The sequence below is a fragment of the Gordonia sp. NPDC003422 genome, assembly GCF_053588675.1.
Map to the genome: position 1 here is coordinate 56,518 of NZ_JBSFQL010000016.1, position 17,511 is coordinate 74,028.

The 17,511-nt window shown below is 66.5% G+C and carries 12 protein-coding genes; 11 read left to right on the plus strand and 1 reads right to left on the minus strand.

The genetic code is table 11. From position 1 onward, the window contains the following. The first annotated feature begins 28 nt into the window (after window positions 1-28). The 4 genes from tig to clpX all read left to right on the plus strand — a co-directional run bounded on the left by tig (window position 29) and on the right by clpX (window position 4,651). Window positions 29-1,411 carry a trigger factor gene (gene tig, locus ACWDTF_RS14840; RefSeq protein WP_240859974.1) on the plus strand — a complete coding sequence of 461 codons (1,383 nt, stop codon included), beginning with the start codon at window positions 29-31 and terminating at the stop codon, window positions 1,409-1,411. Window positions 1,412-1,679: 268 nt separating this feature from the next. Further along, window positions 1,680-2,273: an ATP-dependent Clp protease proteolytic subunit gene (locus ACWDTF_RS14845; RefSeq protein ID WP_308221059.1), complete on the plus strand. Its 594-nt coding sequence runs from the start codon at window positions 1,680-1,682 to the stop codon at window positions 2,271-2,273. A gap of 51 nt (window positions 2,274-2,324) precedes the next feature. Next, window positions 2,325-3,029, plus strand: a complete 705-nt coding sequence (locus ACWDTF_RS14850; protein WP_240859972.1) for an ATP-dependent Clp protease proteolytic subunit — start codon at window positions 2,325-2,327, stop codon at window positions 3,027-3,029. Window positions 3,030-3,370: 341 nt separating this feature from the next. Beyond that, the gene (gene clpX / locus ACWDTF_RS14855; protein ID WP_240859970.1) at window positions 3,371-4,651 is read left to right on the plus strand and encodes an ATP-dependent Clp protease ATP-binding subunit ClpX; all 1,281 of its coding nucleotides are present in this window, start codon (window positions 3,371-3,373) and stop codon (window positions 4,649-4,651) included. 64 nt (window positions 4,652-4,715) lie between these two features. Here the strand turns inward: clpX and ACWDTF_RS14860 are convergent, their stop codons facing one another. After that, window positions 4,716-7,052 carry an FdhF/YdeP family oxidoreductase gene (locus ACWDTF_RS14860; RefSeq protein ID WP_449754595.1) on the minus strand — a complete coding sequence of 779 codons (2,337 nt, stop codon included), beginning with the start codon at window positions 7,050-7,052 and terminating at the stop codon, window positions 4,716-4,718. 40 nt (window positions 7,053-7,092) lie between these two features. Here ACWDTF_RS14860 and mobA point away from each other — a divergent pair, with 40 nt between their 5' ends. The 7 genes from mobA (at window position 7,093) to ACWDTF_RS14895 (ending at window position 17,266) form a co-directional block, all read left to right on the plus strand. Beyond that, window positions 7,093-7,725, plus strand: coding sequence for a molybdenum cofactor guanylyltransferase (mobA, locus tag ACWDTF_RS14865; protein WP_240859965.1), 633 nt, complete (start codon window positions 7,093-7,095; stop codon window positions 7,723-7,725). 57 nt (window positions 7,726-7,782) lie between these two features. Next, window positions 7,783-10,434 (plus strand): valine--tRNA ligase, encoded by a 2,652-nt coding sequence (locus tag ACWDTF_RS14870; RefSeq protein WP_433259065.1) that lies wholly within the window; start codon window positions 7,783-7,785, stop codon window positions 10,432-10,434. Between the two features lie 14 nt (window positions 10,435-10,448). Continuing rightward, complete coding sequence (gene folC / locus ACWDTF_RS14875) at window positions 10,449-11,963, plus strand: bifunctional tetrahydrofolate synthase/dihydrofolate synthase (protein ID WP_449754603.1); 1,515 nt, start codon at window positions 10,449-10,451, stop codon at window positions 11,961-11,963. A gap of 13 nt (window positions 11,964-11,976) precedes the next feature. Continuing rightward, window positions 11,977-12,381, plus strand: coding sequence for a DUF4233 domain-containing protein (locus ACWDTF_RS14880; protein ID WP_449754596.1), 405 nt, complete (start codon window positions 11,977-11,979; stop codon window positions 12,379-12,381). 182 nt (window positions 12,382-12,563) lie between these two features. Beyond that, window positions 12,564-13,040 (plus strand): hypothetical protein, encoded by a 477-nt coding sequence (locus ACWDTF_RS14885; protein ID WP_433259067.1) that lies wholly within the window; start codon window positions 12,564-12,566, stop codon window positions 13,038-13,040. 25 nt (window positions 13,041-13,065) lie between these two features. After that, window positions 13,066-13,482, plus strand: coding sequence for a nucleoside-diphosphate kinase (gene ndk, locus ACWDTF_RS14890; RefSeq protein WP_240859958.1), 417 nt, complete (start codon window positions 13,066-13,068; stop codon window positions 13,480-13,482). Between the two features lie 415 nt (window positions 13,483-13,897). Next, window positions 13,898-17,266: a translation initiation factor IF-2 N-terminal domain-containing protein gene (locus ACWDTF_RS14895; RefSeq protein ID WP_449754597.1), complete on the plus strand. Its 3,369-nt coding sequence runs from the start codon at window positions 13,898-13,900 to the stop codon at window positions 17,264-17,266. Window positions 17,267-17,511: the final 245 nt, after the last annotated feature.

Here is a 17,511-nt window from a genome sequence, read left to right on the forward strand (position 1 = left end):
CCGTAAGCAGACATAAGGAGCAGTAGGCGTGAAGAGCACTGTCGAGCAACTCACCCCGACGCGAGTGAAGCTCAACGTCGAGGTCCCGTTCGAGGAGCTGTCGGCAGACTTCGACCGGACGTATCGGTCGTTGGCCCAGCAGATCCGTATTCCCGGCTTCCGTCCGGGCAAGGCGCCGGCGAAGCTGATCGAGGCACGCGTCGGTCGTGACTCCATCCTTGCGCAGGTCGTCAACGAGGCCATTCCGGGCAAGTACTCCGAGGCGGTTGCAGAGACCGAGACCAAGGCCATCGGCCAGCCGGAGATCGACCTGTCGGAACTGAAGTACGGCGAGAGCGTCACCTTCACCGCTGAGGTCGACGTCCGTCCCGAGATCACCCTGCCCGACTACTCGACCCTGTCGGTCGAGGTCGACCCCGTCGAGATCGACGACGCCGCAGTCGACGAGCAACTCGAGGGACTGCGCGCACGCTTCGGCACGCTGCAGGGCGTCGAGCGCGGTGCGGCCGACGGCGACTTCGTATCGATCGATCTCGCCGCCGAGGTCGACGGCGAGCCCGTCGACGAGGCGTCGACCGAGGGTCTGTCGCACGAAGTGGGCTCCGGCCAGCTGATCGACGGTCTCGACGAGGCCCTCGTCGGCCTTGCGGCCGGCGAGACCAAGGTGTTCACCACCAAGCTGGTCGCCGGCGATCACGCCGGTGAGGAGGCCGCGGTGACCGTGACCGTCAACTCGGTCAAGGAGCGCGAGCTGCCCGAGGTCGACGATGAGTTCGCCCAGATGGCTAGCGAATTCGACACCGTCGACGAACTGAAGGAGAGTCTGCGCGAGCGGGTCGCCACCTCGAAGAAGCTCGAGCAGGCGAACGCGATCCGCGACAAGGTGCTCGAGCAGCTGCTCGAGACGGTCGAGGTTCCGCTGCCGGAGAAGGTTGTCGAGAGCCAAATCGAAGGACAGCAGCACCAGATCATCCACGCGCTCGGACATGACGACGAGCAGCTCGCCAAGTTCCTCGAGGCACAGGGCACCACGCGCGAGAAGTGGGACGCCGAAGCTCGCGACGAGGCCGAGAAGTCGGTCCGCACGGAGCTCCTGCTCGACGCGATCGCCGAGCAGCAGGACACCCAGGTCAGCCAGGACGAGCTGACCCAGCAGATCATCTTCCAGGCGCAGCGCTACGGAATGCAGCCGCAGGAGTTCATCCAGCAGCTGTCGCAGGCCAATCAGGTGGGTGCGGTCTTCGCCGAGGTCCGCCGGGGCAAGGCCCTCGCCGGGATCGTCAAGGACATCACTGTCACCGACACCACCGGCGCCGCCGTCGACACCTCCGAATTCTTCGGTGACGACAGCGACTCGGCCGACGACGAGACCTCGGCCGACAACGAGACAGCGGCCGACACCGACAACTGAACATCGGTGCCGAACAGCCGGTTCGGGGCGTGTACTCGCCTCGGCCGGCTGTTCTGCTCTCAGCGAAGACCGGTGTCCGCGGGGGTGTCGGGCGACTCGCATTGACTAGTGTCGGTGGAGACGTCTCGACAAGACGACATGATCGCCGAAGGTGCGAGGACCGGCGGGCCCGCGCAGAGAAGTACGGCGCCGACGAATACGGGGCAGACGAGTAGGACGGCCGATCAGCACGACAGGCCATCACGACAACAAGGTAAAGGTAGGGACCGTGACCAAGCCGACCATCCACACACCGACCATGAGTTCAGGTGTCGCCGGGCTGAACCTGACCGATTCGGTGTTCGAGCGGCTGCTGCGTGAGCGCATCATCTTCCTCGGCACGCAGGTCGACGACGACATCGCGAACCGCCTGTGCGCGCAGATCCTGCTGCTCGCCGCGGAGGACCCGACGAAGGACATCAACCTCTACATCAACTCGCCCGGCGGGTCGGTCACCGCGGGTATGGCGATCTTCGACACCATGCAGCTCGCCAAGTGCGATGTCGCCACCTACGCGATGGGTATGGCCGCGTCGATGGGGCAGTTCCTGCTGGCAGCGGGCGCCAAGGGCAAGCGTCATGCACTCCCGCACGCGCGCATCATGATGCATCAGCCGTCCGCCGGAATCGGTGGTACCGCGGCCGACATCGCGATCCAGGCCGAGCAGTTCGCGGCCACCAAGAAGGAGATGAACCGGCTCAACGCCGAGTTCAGCGGTCAGCCCCTGGAGAAGATCGAGGCCGACGCGGACCGCGACAAGTGGTTCACCGCGGCCGAGGCCAAGGAGTACGGCCTCGTCGACCACGTGATCTCCCAGTCCTGAGCCGGGCCGATCAGGCATCCCACTCCCACCACCTAGTCAACGGAGCATCAGATGACCACCTCCTTCACATCGGACGCGTACGCCGCAGAGGTCGCCGCGGGCATCCCCGCGTCGGCACTCGCGCTCAAGAGCATCGAGGCGCGCTACATCCTCCCGCAGTTCATCGAGCACACGCCCAACGGGCAGCGGCAGTACGACCCGTACGCAAAGCTCTTCGAAGAGCGCATCGTCTTCGTCGGAACGCCCATCGACCAGACCGTTGCCAACGACGTGATGGCTCAGCTCCTCGTCCTCGAGTCGCAGGACCCGGACCGGGACATCACGATGTACATCAATTCGCCCGGCGGCAGCGTGCCGGACATGTTGGCGATCTACGACACCATGCAGTACGTGCACTGCGACATCGTGACGGTCTGCTTGGGTGAGGCGGCGTCGGCGGCAGCAATCCTGCTGGCCGGCGGCACGCCAGGCAAGCGTGCAGCGCTCCCGAACGCGACGATCCTCATTCACCAGCCGCGCACCGGCGGCGCATATCAGGGTCAGGTTTCCGACCTCGAGATCCAGGCCGCGGAGATCGAGCGCATTCGCAACCGTCTCGACGAGATCCTGGCCGGGCACACGGGGCAGCCCGCAGAGAAGATCCGCAAGGACACCGACCGCGACAACATCCTCACCGCCGAGGCCGCCAAGGAGTACGGCATCGTCGACGAGGTGTTCGAGTACCGCAAGAAGTCGCTGAAGAAGTCGTCGTCCTGACCTCGGTGGCTCGCCCGTCGGTGTCTGGCCGTTCCGACACGCCGGGACGCGGGTGCGCCACCGCGGTGCGCAACGGCGTCATCCTTGACGTCTGCGACATCCAACCGAAGAAGACCCTGACGCCCGGACAAGGCAAACAACAGTCACGACATTTGGTGTTATCGGTCGAAGTTCACGCGGCACACGAGTACCGTCGTGTTACTGGCGAATGGCGCGTCGATGGTGAGCCCGTGTCCTGCGTACGCAACGTCCGGCACGTGTCCGCCACCGGAGTGGACTGCCGACTCGGCAGGCCCGGCGGGGCGGTGACGAGAAGAACGAGGAAGTAGGTACAGCACGAGATGGCACGAATCGGAGACGGTGGGGATCTGCTGAAGTGCTCGTTCTGCGGCAAGAGCCAGAAGCAGGTGAAGAAGCTGATCGCCGGCCCAGGCGTCTACATCTGCGATGAGTGCATCGATCTGTGCAACGAGATCATCGAGGAGGAACTCGCCGAGAGCGGCGACGTCAAGCTCGACGAACTGCCCAAGCCGGCCGAGATCCGCGACTTCCTCGAGAACTACGTCATCGGTCAGGACACCGCGAAGCGCACCCTGGCGGTGGCCGTCTACAACCACTACAAGCGCATTCAGGCCGGGGAGAAGAAGGATTCGCGGACCGGCGAGACCGTCGAACTCGCGAAGTCCAACATCCTGATGCTCGGTCCGACCGGTTGCGGCAAGACTTATCTCGCCCAGACCCTGGCGAAGATGCTGAACGTGCCGTTCGCGATCGCCGACGCCACGGCCCTCACCGAGGCCGGATACGTGGGTGAGGACGTCGAGAACATCTTGCTGAAGCTGATCCAGGCCGCCGATTACGACGTGAAGCGCGCCGAGACCGGGATCATCTACATCGACGAGGTCGACAAGATCGCCCGCAAGAGCGAGAACCCGTCGATCACGCGTGATGTGTCCGGTGAGGGCGTGCAGCAGGCGCTGCTGAAGATTCTCGAGGGCACCCAGGCGTCGGTGCCGCCGCAGGGCGGGCGCAAGCATCCGCATCAGGAGTTCATCCAGATCGACACCACCAACGTGCTGTTCATCGTGGCGGGGGCGTTCGCCGGACTCGAGAAGATCGTGTCCGAGCGGATCGGCAAGCGCGGCATCGGCTTCGGCAACGACGTGGCCACCAAGGACGAGGTGGACACCACCGATCACTTTGCCGAGGTGATGCCCGAGGATCTCATCAAGTTCGGTCTGATCCCGGAGTTCATCGGTCGTCTCCCGGTTGTCGCCTCGGTGACGAACCTCGACAAGGAGTCGCTGGTCAGCATCCTGTCCGAACCGAAGAATGCGCTCGTCAAGCAGTACACCCGGCTGTTCGACATGGACAACGTGGAACTCGAGTTCACTCAGGATGCGCTCGAGGCCGTCGCAGACCAGGCGATCCACCGGGGCACCGGCGCTCGTGGTCTCCGGGCGATCATGGAAGAGGTCCTGCTGCCGGTGATGTACGACATCCCGAGCCGCGACGACGTGGAGAAGGTCGTGGTGACCGGCGAGACGGTCCGCGACAACGTCCTGCCGACCATCGTGCCGCGCAAGGACAACCGCGACGAACGGCGCGACAAGAGCGCCTGACAGACGAGGGTTGCGAAGATCCCACCGCTCACAGCTGTAGCGGTGGGATCTTTGCGTTGGGTGGTCAGCGTGGAAGCTGGTCGCCGACCCGCTCCAACCGGATGACGACCGCCTTCGACACCGGTGTGTTCGATCCCTTGGCGACCGATCGCAGCGGCACCAGCGGATTGGTCTCCGGGTAGTACGCCGCCGCATTTCCGCGCGGGGTGTCGTAGGCGACGACCTCGAAGCCTTCGACGCGGCGCTCCTCGGTTCCGTCCGGACCGTCGAACTCCGACACGATGTCGACGTGGTCGCCCGCGGTGAGGCCGAAGGCGGCGATGTCGTCGGGGTGGACCATGACGACGTGCCGATTGCCCTTGATCCCGCGGTACCGGTCGTCGTGGCCGTAGATCGTGGTGTTGTACTGGTCGTGACTGCGCATCGTCTGCAGAATCAATCGACCCTCGGGTACCGGTAGCCATTCCAGCGGTTGCGCCGCGAAGTTGGCCTTGCCGTTGGGGGTGTCGAACTCTCGGTCGTCCCGCGGTGGGTGCGGCAGGGTGAAGCCGTCGGATTTGCGCACGCGGATGTTGAAGTCCTCGAACCCCGGAATGACCCGCTCGATACGGTCCCGGATGGCGTCGTAGTCGCCGCGGAACCGTCGCCACGGCACCGGATGATCGTCGCCGAGGACGGTGCGTGCGAGGTCGCAGACGATCGCGATCTCGCTGCGCAGCTGATCCGAGGCGGGGGGAAGCGAGCCACGCGACAGATGTACCACCGACATCGAGTCCTCAACCGAAACCTGTTGCGGCACACCGTCCACAACGTCCTTGTCGGTGCGCCCGAGGGTGGGCAGGATGAGGGCTGCCGTCCCGGTCACCAGATGTGACTCGTTGAGTTTGGTGCTGACATGCACGGTCAGGGCGCAGCGTCGTAGCGCCTCCTCGGTGAACGCGGTGTCGGGCGCCGCCGACACGAAGTTGCCGCCCATCGCCATGAACAGGCGGATCTCGCCGCGGTGCATTGCAGCGATCGCGGCGACGGTGTCGTATCCGTGTTTGCGTGGACTCGAAATACCGAACTCCGCGTCTTGGGCCGCGAGGAACGACTCGGGCATCTTCTCGAAGATGCCCATCGTGCGGTCGCCTTGGACATTCGAATGACCACGCACCGGGCAGAGGCCCGCGCCGGGCTTGCCGATCATTCCGCGCAACAGCAGGACGTTGGTGCCCTCGGCGATGGTCGCGACCCCGTGGCGGTGCTGCGTCAAACCCATGGCCCAACACAGGACGATCCGGTCCGACGACGCGACCTTCTCGGCCAGGGTGACGATCTGTCCGCGGGTCAGCCCGGTGGCCTGCACGATCTCGTCGAGATCGACGTCCTCGAGGAGGCGGAGATAGTCGTCGACCCCGGCGCAGTGATTGTCGAGGAAGTCGTGGTCGAAAACCGTTCCGGGAGCCGCGCGTTCGGCGTCGAGGAGGAGACGCGCGACACCGCGGAACAAGGCCATGTCGCCACCGAGCCGAATCTGGAGGAAGTCGTCGGCGAGTTTCGCGCCGGCGCCGACCACGCCACCGACCTTTTGCGGATCCTTGAACCGCATGAGGCCGGCCTCCGGCAGCGGGTTCACCGCCACGATGGTGGCGCCGTTGTGCTTGGCCTTCTCGAGCGTCGACAGCATCCGCGGATGGTTGGTGCCGGGATTCTGTCCGGCGATGATGATCAGATCGGCCGCTTCGAGATCGGGAACGGTGACCGACCCCTTGCCGATCCCGATCGACGCGCCCAGTGCCGTGCCCGAGGACTCGTGGCACATGTTGGAGCAGTCGGGCAGGTTGTTGGTTCCGATGCTGCGGGCAAGGAGTTGGTAGACGAAGGCGGCTTCGTTGCTGGTGCGTCCCGACGTGTAGAAGGCGGCCTCGTCGGGCGAGTCCATCGCCGAGATCTCCTCGTCAACAAGTCGATTGGCGTCGTCCCAGCTGATCTCCCGGTAGTGGGTGTCGCCGGGTGCGAGATACATGGGATGGGTGATCCGGCCCTGTTGTGACAGCCAGTACCCGGACCGTGTCCGCAGGTCGTCGACGGAGTGCTTGGCGAAGAACCCAGGCGTCACCTTGCGTTTGGTTGCCTCCTCGGCCACCGCTTTGGCGCCGTTCTCACAGAACTCGGCGTGCTTGCGGTGGCCCGGGTTCTCGGGCCACGCGCAGCCGGGGCAGTCGAAGCCGTCGCGCTGGTTGAGTTTCGTGAGGGTCTTGGCCGTCCGCAGTGGGCCCATCTGCTCGACCCCGCGTCGCAATGCCACCGCGACGGCCGGAACGCCGGCCGCGTACGACTTCACATGGCCCAGGTGGACGGACTCGGGTTCGTGCACCTGGTGGTCGTCGGGGCCGTGAGAACTGCTCATGATTCCCATCCTGCACCCCAAAAGGCGATCGTTGCCACACACTGGGTGCATGGGAGACACGGAACACAACGCACCCCGAACCGAAGCGTCGGACGGACGACTGGCCGGCATCGTCCTCGCAGGCGGACGGTCGCGGCGCATGGGTCAGGACAAGGCGGCACTCGACTGGGACGGCGAGCCGATGCTGGCGCGCATCGTGCGGGTCGCCGCCGGGCGGTGCGAGCCGATTCTGGTGGTGGCGACCGAGGAATCCTCGGCGTATCAGGGTCTGTTCGGCACCGGCGGGCCCGAGGCGCAGTGGATCACCGACGAGGAGCCGGGCGCAGGCCCGCTTGGCGGCCTGGTCGCGGGATTGTCCGCCGCAGCCGCCGGAGGAGCCGAACTGGCCTTCGTCTGTGCGACCGACATGCCGCTGATCTCGGCGGAACTCATCGACGAACTGCTCACCGGCGTCACACCGTCGGCACAGGCGGTCATCGCCCACGACAACCAGCGAGACCATCCGATGGCCGGCATCTACCGCACCGATGCCGCCGGGGTGATTGCCGACGTGGTCGCCACCGGTGAGCGGCGGATGACCGCGGCGCTCGACGCGCTGACCACCTACCGCATCTCGGTCTCCGAGCCGGACTGGCTGGTCAACGTGAATGCCCCCGAGGATCTGCACCGCCTGCGCGTCTGAGGGTCGCTCGATGACGGGGATAACCTCCCGCAGGGGCGATGCGCGCAGCCCAATAGAATGGCCTGCGTGAGCGCACCCGACCCGACGTCCGAACTGCCGAAGTCCTGGGATCCCGCCGAGCACGAGTCCCGGCTGTACCAGGAGTGGCTGGATGCCGGCTATTTCACCGCCGACGCGGACACCGACAAGCCGCCCTTCTCCATCGTCATCCCACCGCCCAATGTCAACGGTTCGCTGCACATGGGGCATGCCTACGAGCATGTCCTGATGGATGCGCTGTCGCGCCGCCGCCGGATGCAGGGCTACGAAGTGCTGTGGCTGCCGGGCATGGACCATGCGGCGATCGCCATGCAGACCATGGTCGAACGCAAGTTGGCGCAGGAGGGCAAGACTCGCGACGATCTGGGCCGGGAAGCCTTCATCGAGCGGGTGTGGGCAGAGAAGGCCGAGATCGGCGGCAACATCGGCGAGCAGATGCGTCGTCTCGGTGACGGCGTCGACTGGAGTCGTGAGCGCTTCACGATGGACGACGGCCTTTCCCGGGCGGTTCACACGGTCTTCAAGAAGATGTACGACGACGGGCTGATCTATCAGGCCGAGCGCCTGGTCAACTGGTCACCGGTACTCAAGACTGCGGTCAGCGACATCGAGGTGTCCTACGCCGACGTCGAGGGCGAACTCGTCAGCTTCCGTTACGGCTCACTCGACGATGCGCAGCCGCACATCGTGGTCGCGACCACGCGGTTGGAGACGATGCTCGGTGACACGGCGATCGCCGTGCACCCCGACGACGAGCGGTACGCGCATCTGATCGGCACCGAACTCGAGCACCCCTTCGTCGACCGCCGCATTCCGGTCATCGCCGACGACTACGTGGATCCCGAATTCGGCAGCGGCGCAGTCAAGATCACCCCCGCGCACGATCCCAACGACTTCGCGATCGGGCAGCGCCATGACCTGCCGATGCCGACGATCATGGACGAGTCCGCGCGAATCGCCGGTACCGCAACCGAATTCGACGGTATGGACCGGTTCGAGGCGCGGGTCAAGATCCGCGAGACGCTTGCTGCGCAGGGACGGATCGTCAAGGAGGTCCGACCGTATCTGCACAGCGTCGGGCATTCCGAACGCACCGGTGAGCCCATCGAACCGCGTCTCTCGATGCAGTGGTGGGTCAAGGTGGATACCCTCGCCAAGGCGGCGGGTGACGCCGTGCGCGCCGGTGACACCGTGATCCACCCGACCTCTATGGAACCGCGCTGGTTCGCCTGGGTCGACAACATGCACGACTGGTGCATCTCGCGGCAGTTGTGGTGGGGCCACCGCATCCCGATCTGGTACGGACCCGAGGGCGACATCGTCTGTGTGGGACCCGACGAGCAGGCACCCGAGGGCTACGTGCAGGAGACCGACGTCCTCGACACCTGGTTCTCGTCGGGGCTGTGGCCGTTCTCGACGCTCGGCTGGCCCGACGAAACCGCCGACCTGGCGAAGTTCTATCCGACCTCGGTCTTGGTCACCGGCTACGACATCCTGTTCTTCTGGGTGGCCCGGATGATGATGTTCGGCACCTACGTCGGTCGGGACTTCGGCCCGCAAGCAGCGGTTCCGTTCCGAAATCTGTTCCTGCACGGTCTGGTTCGTGACGAGCATGGCCGGAAGATGTCGAAGTCGAAGGGTAACGGCATCGATCCGCTCGACTGGGTGGAGCGCTTCGGAGCGGATGCGCTGCGGTTCACCCTGGCCCGCGGAGCCAACCCGGGCAGCGACATCTCGGTGGGCGAGGACCACGCGTCGTCGTCCCGGAACTTCGCTACCAAGCTGTTCAACGCGACCAAGTTTGCCCTGATGAACGGTGCCGCGGTGGGTGAACTCCCGGCGGCCGACGAACTGACCGTCGCCGATCGGTGGATTCTGGGCCGCCTGGACGAAGTACTGGCGGAGGTAGATGCCGGGTTCGAATCCTACGAGTTCTCCAAGGCCTGCGAGGCGCTCTATCACTTCGCCTGGGACGAGGTGTGCGACTGGTATCTCGAGCTGGCCAAGGTGCAGTTCTCGGAAGATGAAGGCCGTTCTCGCACCACGTCTTTGGTTCTCGGCGCAGTGCTCGATCCACTGCTGCGGGCGCTGTCGCCGGTGATGCCCTTCGTGACCGAGGTGCTGTGGAAGGCCCTCACCGGTGGCGAGTCGCTGGTGATCGCGTCGTGGCCGGAACCGTCCGGCGCGACGCCGGATGCCGAGGCGGCCGGATTGATCGACGACCTGCAGAAGCTCATCACCGAGGTCCGCCGCTTCCGCAGCGACCAGGGACTGCGACCGGGTCAGCGTGTCGCCGCACGATTCGACGCACTCGACACCGCCGGACTCGACGCCACGCTGCCCTACGTCCGATCGCTGGCCCGGCTCGATCCTGAGGCCGAGGGATTCGCGGCGACCGCAACGCTCGAGGTGCGGCTGAGTCGTGCCACGGTGACCGTCGAGATCGACACCACCGGAACCGTCGACGTGGCGGCCGAACGCAAGCGCCTCAACAAGGACCTCGCCGCCGCGGAGAAGGAATTGTCTTCCACGACAGCCAAACTGGGCAACGACCAGTTTCTGTCGAAGGCGCCCGACCACGTCGTCGACAAGATCCGCGAACGGCAGCGCGTGGCCGGCGAGGAAGTGGAGCGCATCGGCGCCAAGCTGGCGAGTATGGGTGGCGCGTGAGTGATTCGGACGGAATGAACGACGGTTGGCCGGAAGAAGATCCGGCCATCGGCGGTGATCCGCTGGGCCTTTCGGCGCTTCTCGACGACGAGGCGGCAAACGCCGAGGATCAGGTGGTCGCGGACGTGCCGACGGAGGATTCGGCGGAAGATCTGGCCGAACTCGCCGAGGTGGAGGCCGACCTCGACACTCGGTGGCCCGAGACCAAGATCGAGCCGTCGCTGACGCGCATCAGCACTCTGATGGACCTGCTCGGCTCGCCGCAACACGGGTACCCGGCCATTCACATCGCGGGTACCAACGGCAAGACATCGGTGACCCGGATGATCGACGCGCTGCTCGTTGCGCTGCATCGTCGGACCGGCCGGATCACCAGCCCGCACCTGCAACGGGTGACCGAGCGAATCTCGCTGGACGGCAAGCCGATTGCCGCTCGCACCTATATCGACACCTATCGTGAGCTCGAGCCCTACATCACGATGGTCGACGATTCGTCCACGGCTGCGGGCGGCCCCCGGATGAGCAAGTTCGAGGTCCTCACCGCGATGGCATACGCGGTGTTCGCCGAGGCGCCGGTCGACGTCGCAGTGGTCGAGACGGGCATGGGCGGCCGGTGGGATGCCACCAACGTGATCGACGCAGCGGTCGCGGTGATCACGCCGATCGCGATGGATCATGCCGACTACCTCGGGGACACGCTGACTGCGATCGCGGGGGAGAAGGCCGGAATCATCAAGGCAGCCGATCCCGATGCGCTCGTCCCGGTGGACCCGATCACGGTGCTCGCCCCGCAGGAGCCGGAGGTCACCGACGTCCTGCTGCGGGCGACCGTCGAGGCGGGCACCGTGGTGGCCCGGGCCGGCAGCGAATTCACCGTCCTGGAATCGATCACCGCGGTCGGTGGGCAGATGCTGACGTTACGCGGGCTCGGCGGCGTCTACGACGAGGTCTTCCTGCCGTTGCACGGAGCACACCAGGCGGGCAATGCCGCACTGGCGCTGGCAGCCGTGGAGGCGTTCTTCGGCGCGGGTGCGCAGCGCCAACTCGACATCGAGGCCGTGCGCGAGGGATTCGCGTCGGTGGCGGTACCCGGACGGTTGGAACGGTTGCGCAGCGCGCCGACGGTATTCGTCGATGCCGCCCACAACCCGCACGGCGCAATGGCTCTCGCGCAGGCGCTCGTCGAGGAGTTCGACTTCCGTCGGGTGATCGGGGTCGTCGGGGTGCTCGGCGACAAGGATGCGCGCGGTCTGTTGGAGGCTCTGGAACCCGTTTTCGACATGGTGGTGCTGACCAACAACGGGTCGCCGCGCGCGCTGGACACCGCGACCCTGTCCGACTACGCCGTCGAGATCTTCGGCGAGGAGCGGGTCGAGGTGAAGCCGTTCCTGCCGGACGCGGTGGAGGCAGCGATCGCGCTGGCCGAGGAGGTCGACGGCGAACCCGTCTCCGGTGCGGGTGTCGTCATCACCGGGTCGGTGGTGACGGCCGGCTCGGCACGGACGCTGTTCGGGAAGGAACCACGATGACCAAGGAACCGCGATGACCGACGCGCCGACACGGTTCACCCCGCCGGCCAACGATCCGTGGAAAGGGCTGCGCGGGGTGATGGCCGGAACGCTGATCCTCGAGGTCATCGTGATGATCCTGACGTTCCCGATCGTCGCGCGCATCGCCGGCGGCCTGACGTGGTTTTCCGGCGCCTACCTCGCGGTGGTGACGGTCGCGCTGATTCTCGCAGCCGGGATGCAGGGACGACGCAACGCTCTGACCATCGACCTCGGTCTGCAGTTCGCGGTGATCGCAGGTGGCATCTTCCACTGGTCGATCGCCGTCGTGGGGGTGCTGTTCCTGTGCGTCTGGGTGTACATCCGCTACGTCAAACTCGACGTCGAACGTCGGATCGAGTTGGGTCTGCTGCCAGGTCAGGAACCCATCGACGACTGATCGGTTTGAGATCGCGACCGCCGGTATCCGCCCGCTGCAACAGCTGTTGCGGGAACGTTATCGGCATGGGTTCCCTTGGGCAGGGGATACCTGTGAGAATGACGCGAGCCGGGGGCGGACCGTAGTGGTCGGGGGTGGCGTTCCTCGGTTTCAACAGATGTCGTCCGGACGTGAGGAACTACGTGCAGCTCAACCACTCTGATCTCCATTCCACCCGACGTCTGCGCCTGCGCGTCCCGGCCATGCTCGGCGGGGCGGTTTGTGCGTTGGCGCTGGCGAGTTCGGCCCTGATGAGTTCGGCCCTGATGAGTTCGGCGCTGACCGGCTCGGCGCATGCGGCACCGAGCACACCGGAGATCGTGATCCCCACCGCCGATGCCCCGGTCCCGGTGGGTCAAGGTGAGTACAGCTACATCGCGACGCACGAGGTGACCAAGCGGGCTGCCGGGATGAAGATCGCCGCGGCCGTCGCATCGCTGCCCGTACCGGCGCAGTACCGGCCCGCGAACCTGGCCTTGGCCAAGCAATTCGACCTCGCCCTCGCGGGAGCGCTCGCATCACCCGGCGGCTGCGTGCAGGTGGTCGTCGACCCGCGTTCGCGCGACGGCAGCCTGTTCAACTACGGATTCTTCCCCGTCGCGGGTCAGTACTGTTCCTGATCCCCAACACCACTAAGGTGTGATCGTGACCGAACGAACTCTCGTCCTCATCAAGCCCGACGGCGTCGCCCGCGCGCTCGTCGGCGACATCGTCAGCCGTATCGAACGCAAAGGATTGTCGCTGGTCGCGCTCGAACTGAAGACCGTCAGCGACGAGGTGGCCCGTGGCCACTACGCCGAGCACGAGGGCAAACCGTTCTATCCGTCGTTGCTGGAGTTCATCACGTCCGGTCCGCTGGTCGCCGCCGTGCTCGAAGGCCCGCGTGCGGTGGCCGCGTTCCGCCAGATCGCGGGTGGAACCGACCCGGTGGAGAAGGCGGTGCCCGGCACGATCCGCGGTGACTTCGCGTTGTCCACCCAGAACAACCTGGTCCACGGGTCCGACTCGCCGGAGTCCGCAGAGCGGGAGATCGCGCTCTGGTTCCCCGAGCTCGGTAGCTGACCGCCCAGCACTCGAGTCGAATGGGAGAAAGCGAGTGCTGCAGCACTCGCTTTCTCCCATACGGCACCGGTTGTCGCGAGGCCGACAATCACTGCGGACGCCAAAAAGGGTCATAGTTTGCGGCTATCGGATCGGGGTGTGGGATACTTGCACAGTTGTCGGCGACACACTTTGTCCACGGCAACACCGATGACGCGCCCGGTATCGGCGCGGACCGGCACAATCACACGCCGGTCGGCGGCCTGAACGACAGCGCGGCGCCGTCATCGCCATGCAAGAGCGTCAGAGGACGGTCCGGCAACCCGGATCACCGACGACGCGCAGACCACACAACACCGGCCCGCGGGCCGGGACACAGAGCAGACCCTCGCGTGGCCGCGTCAGCCCGACGCGCCCGGGGGTTCGAGGAGACTGAGTGACCGACAACGGGTCGCCGGCTGACGCGAACGCAGCGTCCGGATCGGCGGAACAATTTTCCAGCAGACTTCGTGTGCACGCGCTCGCCCGAGCCTTGGGCGTGACGAGCCGTCAGGTGCTTGCGCACCTGGCCGAGCTCGGAGCGCAGATCCGAAGCGCACAATCCAGCGTCGAACCCGACGTTGCGCAGGCCGTCGCCGACCGTGTGCGCCACCACGTCGAGGTTGATGCCTCGTCGCTTGCCGCCGTCGATGTGGCCGGCGGGGTCGATGTGGCCGGCCCAGAGGCGCCCGAGGCGGAAACAGCAACCGTCGAGGCCGCCACGCCGGCACCCGACGCCGAGGCCGCCACGCCGGTGACCGATACCCAAGCGGCCGCCCCGGCAGTCGCCACCGAAGCCGGGAGCGCGCCCGCCGAGGTGGACACGACCCAGGTCGAGGCCCAGGTCGAGGAACCGGCCACGGCACAGCCGACTCTGTTCTCGGCGGCATCGAGCCAATACGACCGGCCGATCGCGGACGAAAGCGCAGCAGTCGCTGCCGGGCCGCTGTTCCTCCAGCCGCAGGCACCCGAGCGTGGCGCGAGTCCGGCGCCCAAGCGCGACGCACCCGACCAGGCTTCGGCCGCGTCCGACGCAAGTGACAAAGACACCGGCGACAAAGCGCAGTCGGATTCCGCCGACAGCGATGACGACTCGTCTTCCGACGAGGGTTCGGGTGACTCGAGCCGTCGCCGCAGGCGCCGCGGGCGTCGGGGCCGTGGTCGCGGACGCGGCGAACAGGGCAGCGATGACACCCGCGGCGACGACGCAGCTTCCGACGACGCTGGTTCCGACGGCGCAGCTACCGACGACGCTGGTTCCGACGGCGCGGTGAGCGGTGCCACCGACAACGACACCGCCGGGCCTGCTGATGGCTCGGAATCATCGTCCGGATCGCAGGATGATGCCGGCGGTGGCGACGGATCGGGCGCCAAGAAGTCGGGCAAGCCGTCCGGCAAGAAGGGCAAGAAGTCCAAGAAGAAGACCTCCGACGCCCAGGGCGAAGGCTCCGACGGCGATGCAGACACCTCCGATGAGGATGGCGCGGCATCGGCCGACGAGGGCGACTCGACTGATTCCGACGCCGACAACGGCGCCGAGGGTTCGTCGACCCGGCGTCGCCGGCGGCGTCGCCGTCGCAAGGGGGGCGCCGACTCCGACGAGTCCTCCTCGCCCGATGATCCGCCGAACACCGTCGTTCACGAGCGGGAGCCGCGCAGCAAGCGGGCCCGGGACGAGGTGCAGGGGATCTCCGGATCCACCCGACTCGAGGCGAAGCGTCAGCGCCGACGCGACGGGCGCGACGCCGGTCGTCGTCGTCCGCCCATCCTGACCGAATCGGAGTTCTTGGCCCGCCGCGAGGCGGTCGACCGGGTGATGGTTGTCCGTGAGCGCAGCGCTAACAGCCGCATCGCGCTCGGCGGGGGCGACGACGGCGGGCATGGGCACGCCACTCCGGTCGAGGACTACACGCAGGTCGCGGTCCTCGAGGACGGCGTCCTGGTGGAACATTTCGTCACCACGGAGACCTCGTCGTCGATGGTCGGCAACATCTACCTCGGCCGCGTGCAGAACGTGCTGCCGGGCATGGAGGCCGCGTTCGTCGACATCGGGCGTGGCCGCAACGGCGTCCTGTACGCCGGTGAGGTCAACTGGGATGCCGCGGGGCTCGACGGTGGCTCGCGCAAGATCGAGCAGGCCCTCAAGCCCGGCGACAATGTGCTCGTCCAGGTCTCCAAGGACCCGGTCGGGCACAAGGGTGCACGCCTGACCACCCAGATCTCGCTGGCCGGCCGCTACCTGGTCTACGTGCCCGGCGGCTCGTCGACCGGTATCAGTCGCAAGCTGCCGGACGTGGAACGCAAGCGGCTCAAGCAGATTCTGGCCAAGTTGGTGCCCGACGACGCCGGCGTGATCATCCGCACCGCGTCCGAAGGCGTCAGCGCCGAGGATCTCGGTGCCGACATCGCCCGACTGGAAGCGCAGTGGAAGGCGATCGACGAGTCGGTCGCCGGGGCGAAGAAGGGCTCGGGGGCGTCCAACCCGAAGGCACTCTACGAGGAGCCGGACCTGTTGGTCCGTGTGGTCCGCGACCTGTTCAACGAGGACTTCAAGAAGCTCGTGGTGGAAGGCGACAAGGCGTGGAGCCTCGTCGACGGCTACGTCAGTTCGGTGGCGCCCGACCTCATGGAGCGCGTCGAGAAGTTCGACAAGGCCCACGCCGACGCGCCGGATTCCTTTGTCGTGCATCGCATCGACGAACAACTGGCCAAGGCGCTCGACCGCAAGGTGTGGCTGCCCTCGGGCGGCACGCTGATCATCGAGCACACCGAGGCGATGACCGTCGTCGACGTCAACACCGGCAAGTTCACCGGCTCTGGAGGCAATCTCGAGGAGACGGTCACCCGCAACAACCTGGAAGCCGCCGAGGAGATCGTGCGGCAGATGAGGCTGCGCGACATCGGCGGGATGATCATCGTCGACTTCATCGACATGGTCCTCGAATCCAACCGTGACCTGGTGCTTCGACGCCTCACCGAGGCGCTCGCGCGTGACCGGACGCGGCACCAGGTGTCCGAGGTGACCTCGCTCGGACTCGTTCAGATGACGAGAAAGCGACTTGGCACCGGCCTGCTCGAGGCCTTCTCCACCACCTGCACCACCTGCTGTGGGCGCGGCATCATCGTGCACGCCAACCCGGTCGAGGTCCGCACCGAGGACACCAATCGCACCGACGGTGCCGGGTCGAAGCGTTCGCGCCGCGGCAAACGGAAGACCGAGGCGGCGCCGGAGGCCAAGCCGGCGCACAAACCGGCCGAGCACCCGATGTTCCGGGCGATGGCTGCACACGCGCACGACGAGGACGACGACACGACGCATGTCGAGGCGGCGACCGACGGCGACGCGGCGACGAGCGCGGCCGACGAGGTGGATACCTCGACACCGCAGGACGACTCGACCCAAGCACCCGATTCACCTCCGACGACCGAGGCGACCGTTGTGGCCGAACCCGACGCCGTGGTCGATGAATCTGTCGGTGACGCCGACGCCGAGGAGCCCTCGAGCGAGCCCGACGTCGCAGCGGTTGATCATCCCGACGACGCTGCTGTGACACCGAAGCGACGTCGCCGGGTGGTGCGCCGCGCCGCGTCGCCGACAACGGCACCCGAACCGGTGGTCATCACGGCGCAGGATGCCGCGGCCGCACCGCTCACGACCTTTGGTCCGGCGTCGGGTGCCGGGACGGAATCGGTGGTCGCGGTGCGCCGACGGCCGCGGCGTCGTACGGCGGGACGCCCCGCCGGACCGCCGCCCGCAGAACAATGACCGAGGGTCCGATCACACCTGGTCGAGCGAGTTTGACCCGACCGGCAACGTTCCCGTAATCTTGCAAGGTCGCCTCCGCGGAGGTTCTGCGCTGTGCGGGTGTATCGACCCAGGTCGAAAGCCCCGAACGGTTGGCAGCCCCGACGGCAGGCATTCTGGTGTGAACCGCCTGAATCCCCGGCCATGGCTGGGTGTTCTGCGGCCAGCGCCGGCACGGACACCGAGCACGACAACATGGCACGACC

What these genes read in the sequence shown, in the direction of transcription:
- clpX (WP_240859970.1), top strand. Translation starts at nt 3,371, where the DNA reads ATGGCACGAATCGGAGACGGTGGGGATCTGCTGAAGTGCTCGTTCTGC.
- ACWDTF_RS14860 (WP_449754595.1), bottom strand. Translation starts at nt 7,052, where the DNA reads ATGGGAATCATGAGCAGTTCTCACGGCCCCGACGACCACCAGGTGCAC.
- ACWDTF_RS14850 (WP_240859972.1), top strand. Translation starts at nt 2,325, where the DNA reads ATGACCACCTCCTTCACATCGGACGCGTACGCCGCAGAGGTCGCCGCG.
- ACWDTF_RS14870 (WP_433259065.1), top strand. Translation starts at nt 7,783, where the DNA reads ATGGCCTGCGTGAGCGCACCCGACCCGACGTCCGAACTGCCGAAGTCC.
- mobA (WP_240859965.1), top strand. Translation starts at nt 7,093, where the DNA reads ATGGGAGACACGGAACACAACGCACCCCGAACCGAAGCGTCGGACGGA.
- ACWDTF_RS14880 (WP_449754596.1), top strand. Translation starts at nt 11,977, where the DNA reads ATGACCGACGCGCCGACACGGTTCACCCCGCCGGCCAACGATCCGTGG.
- folC (WP_449754603.1), top strand. Translation starts at nt 10,449, where the DNA reads ATGAACGACGGTTGGCCGGAAGAAGATCCGGCCATCGGCGGTGATCCG.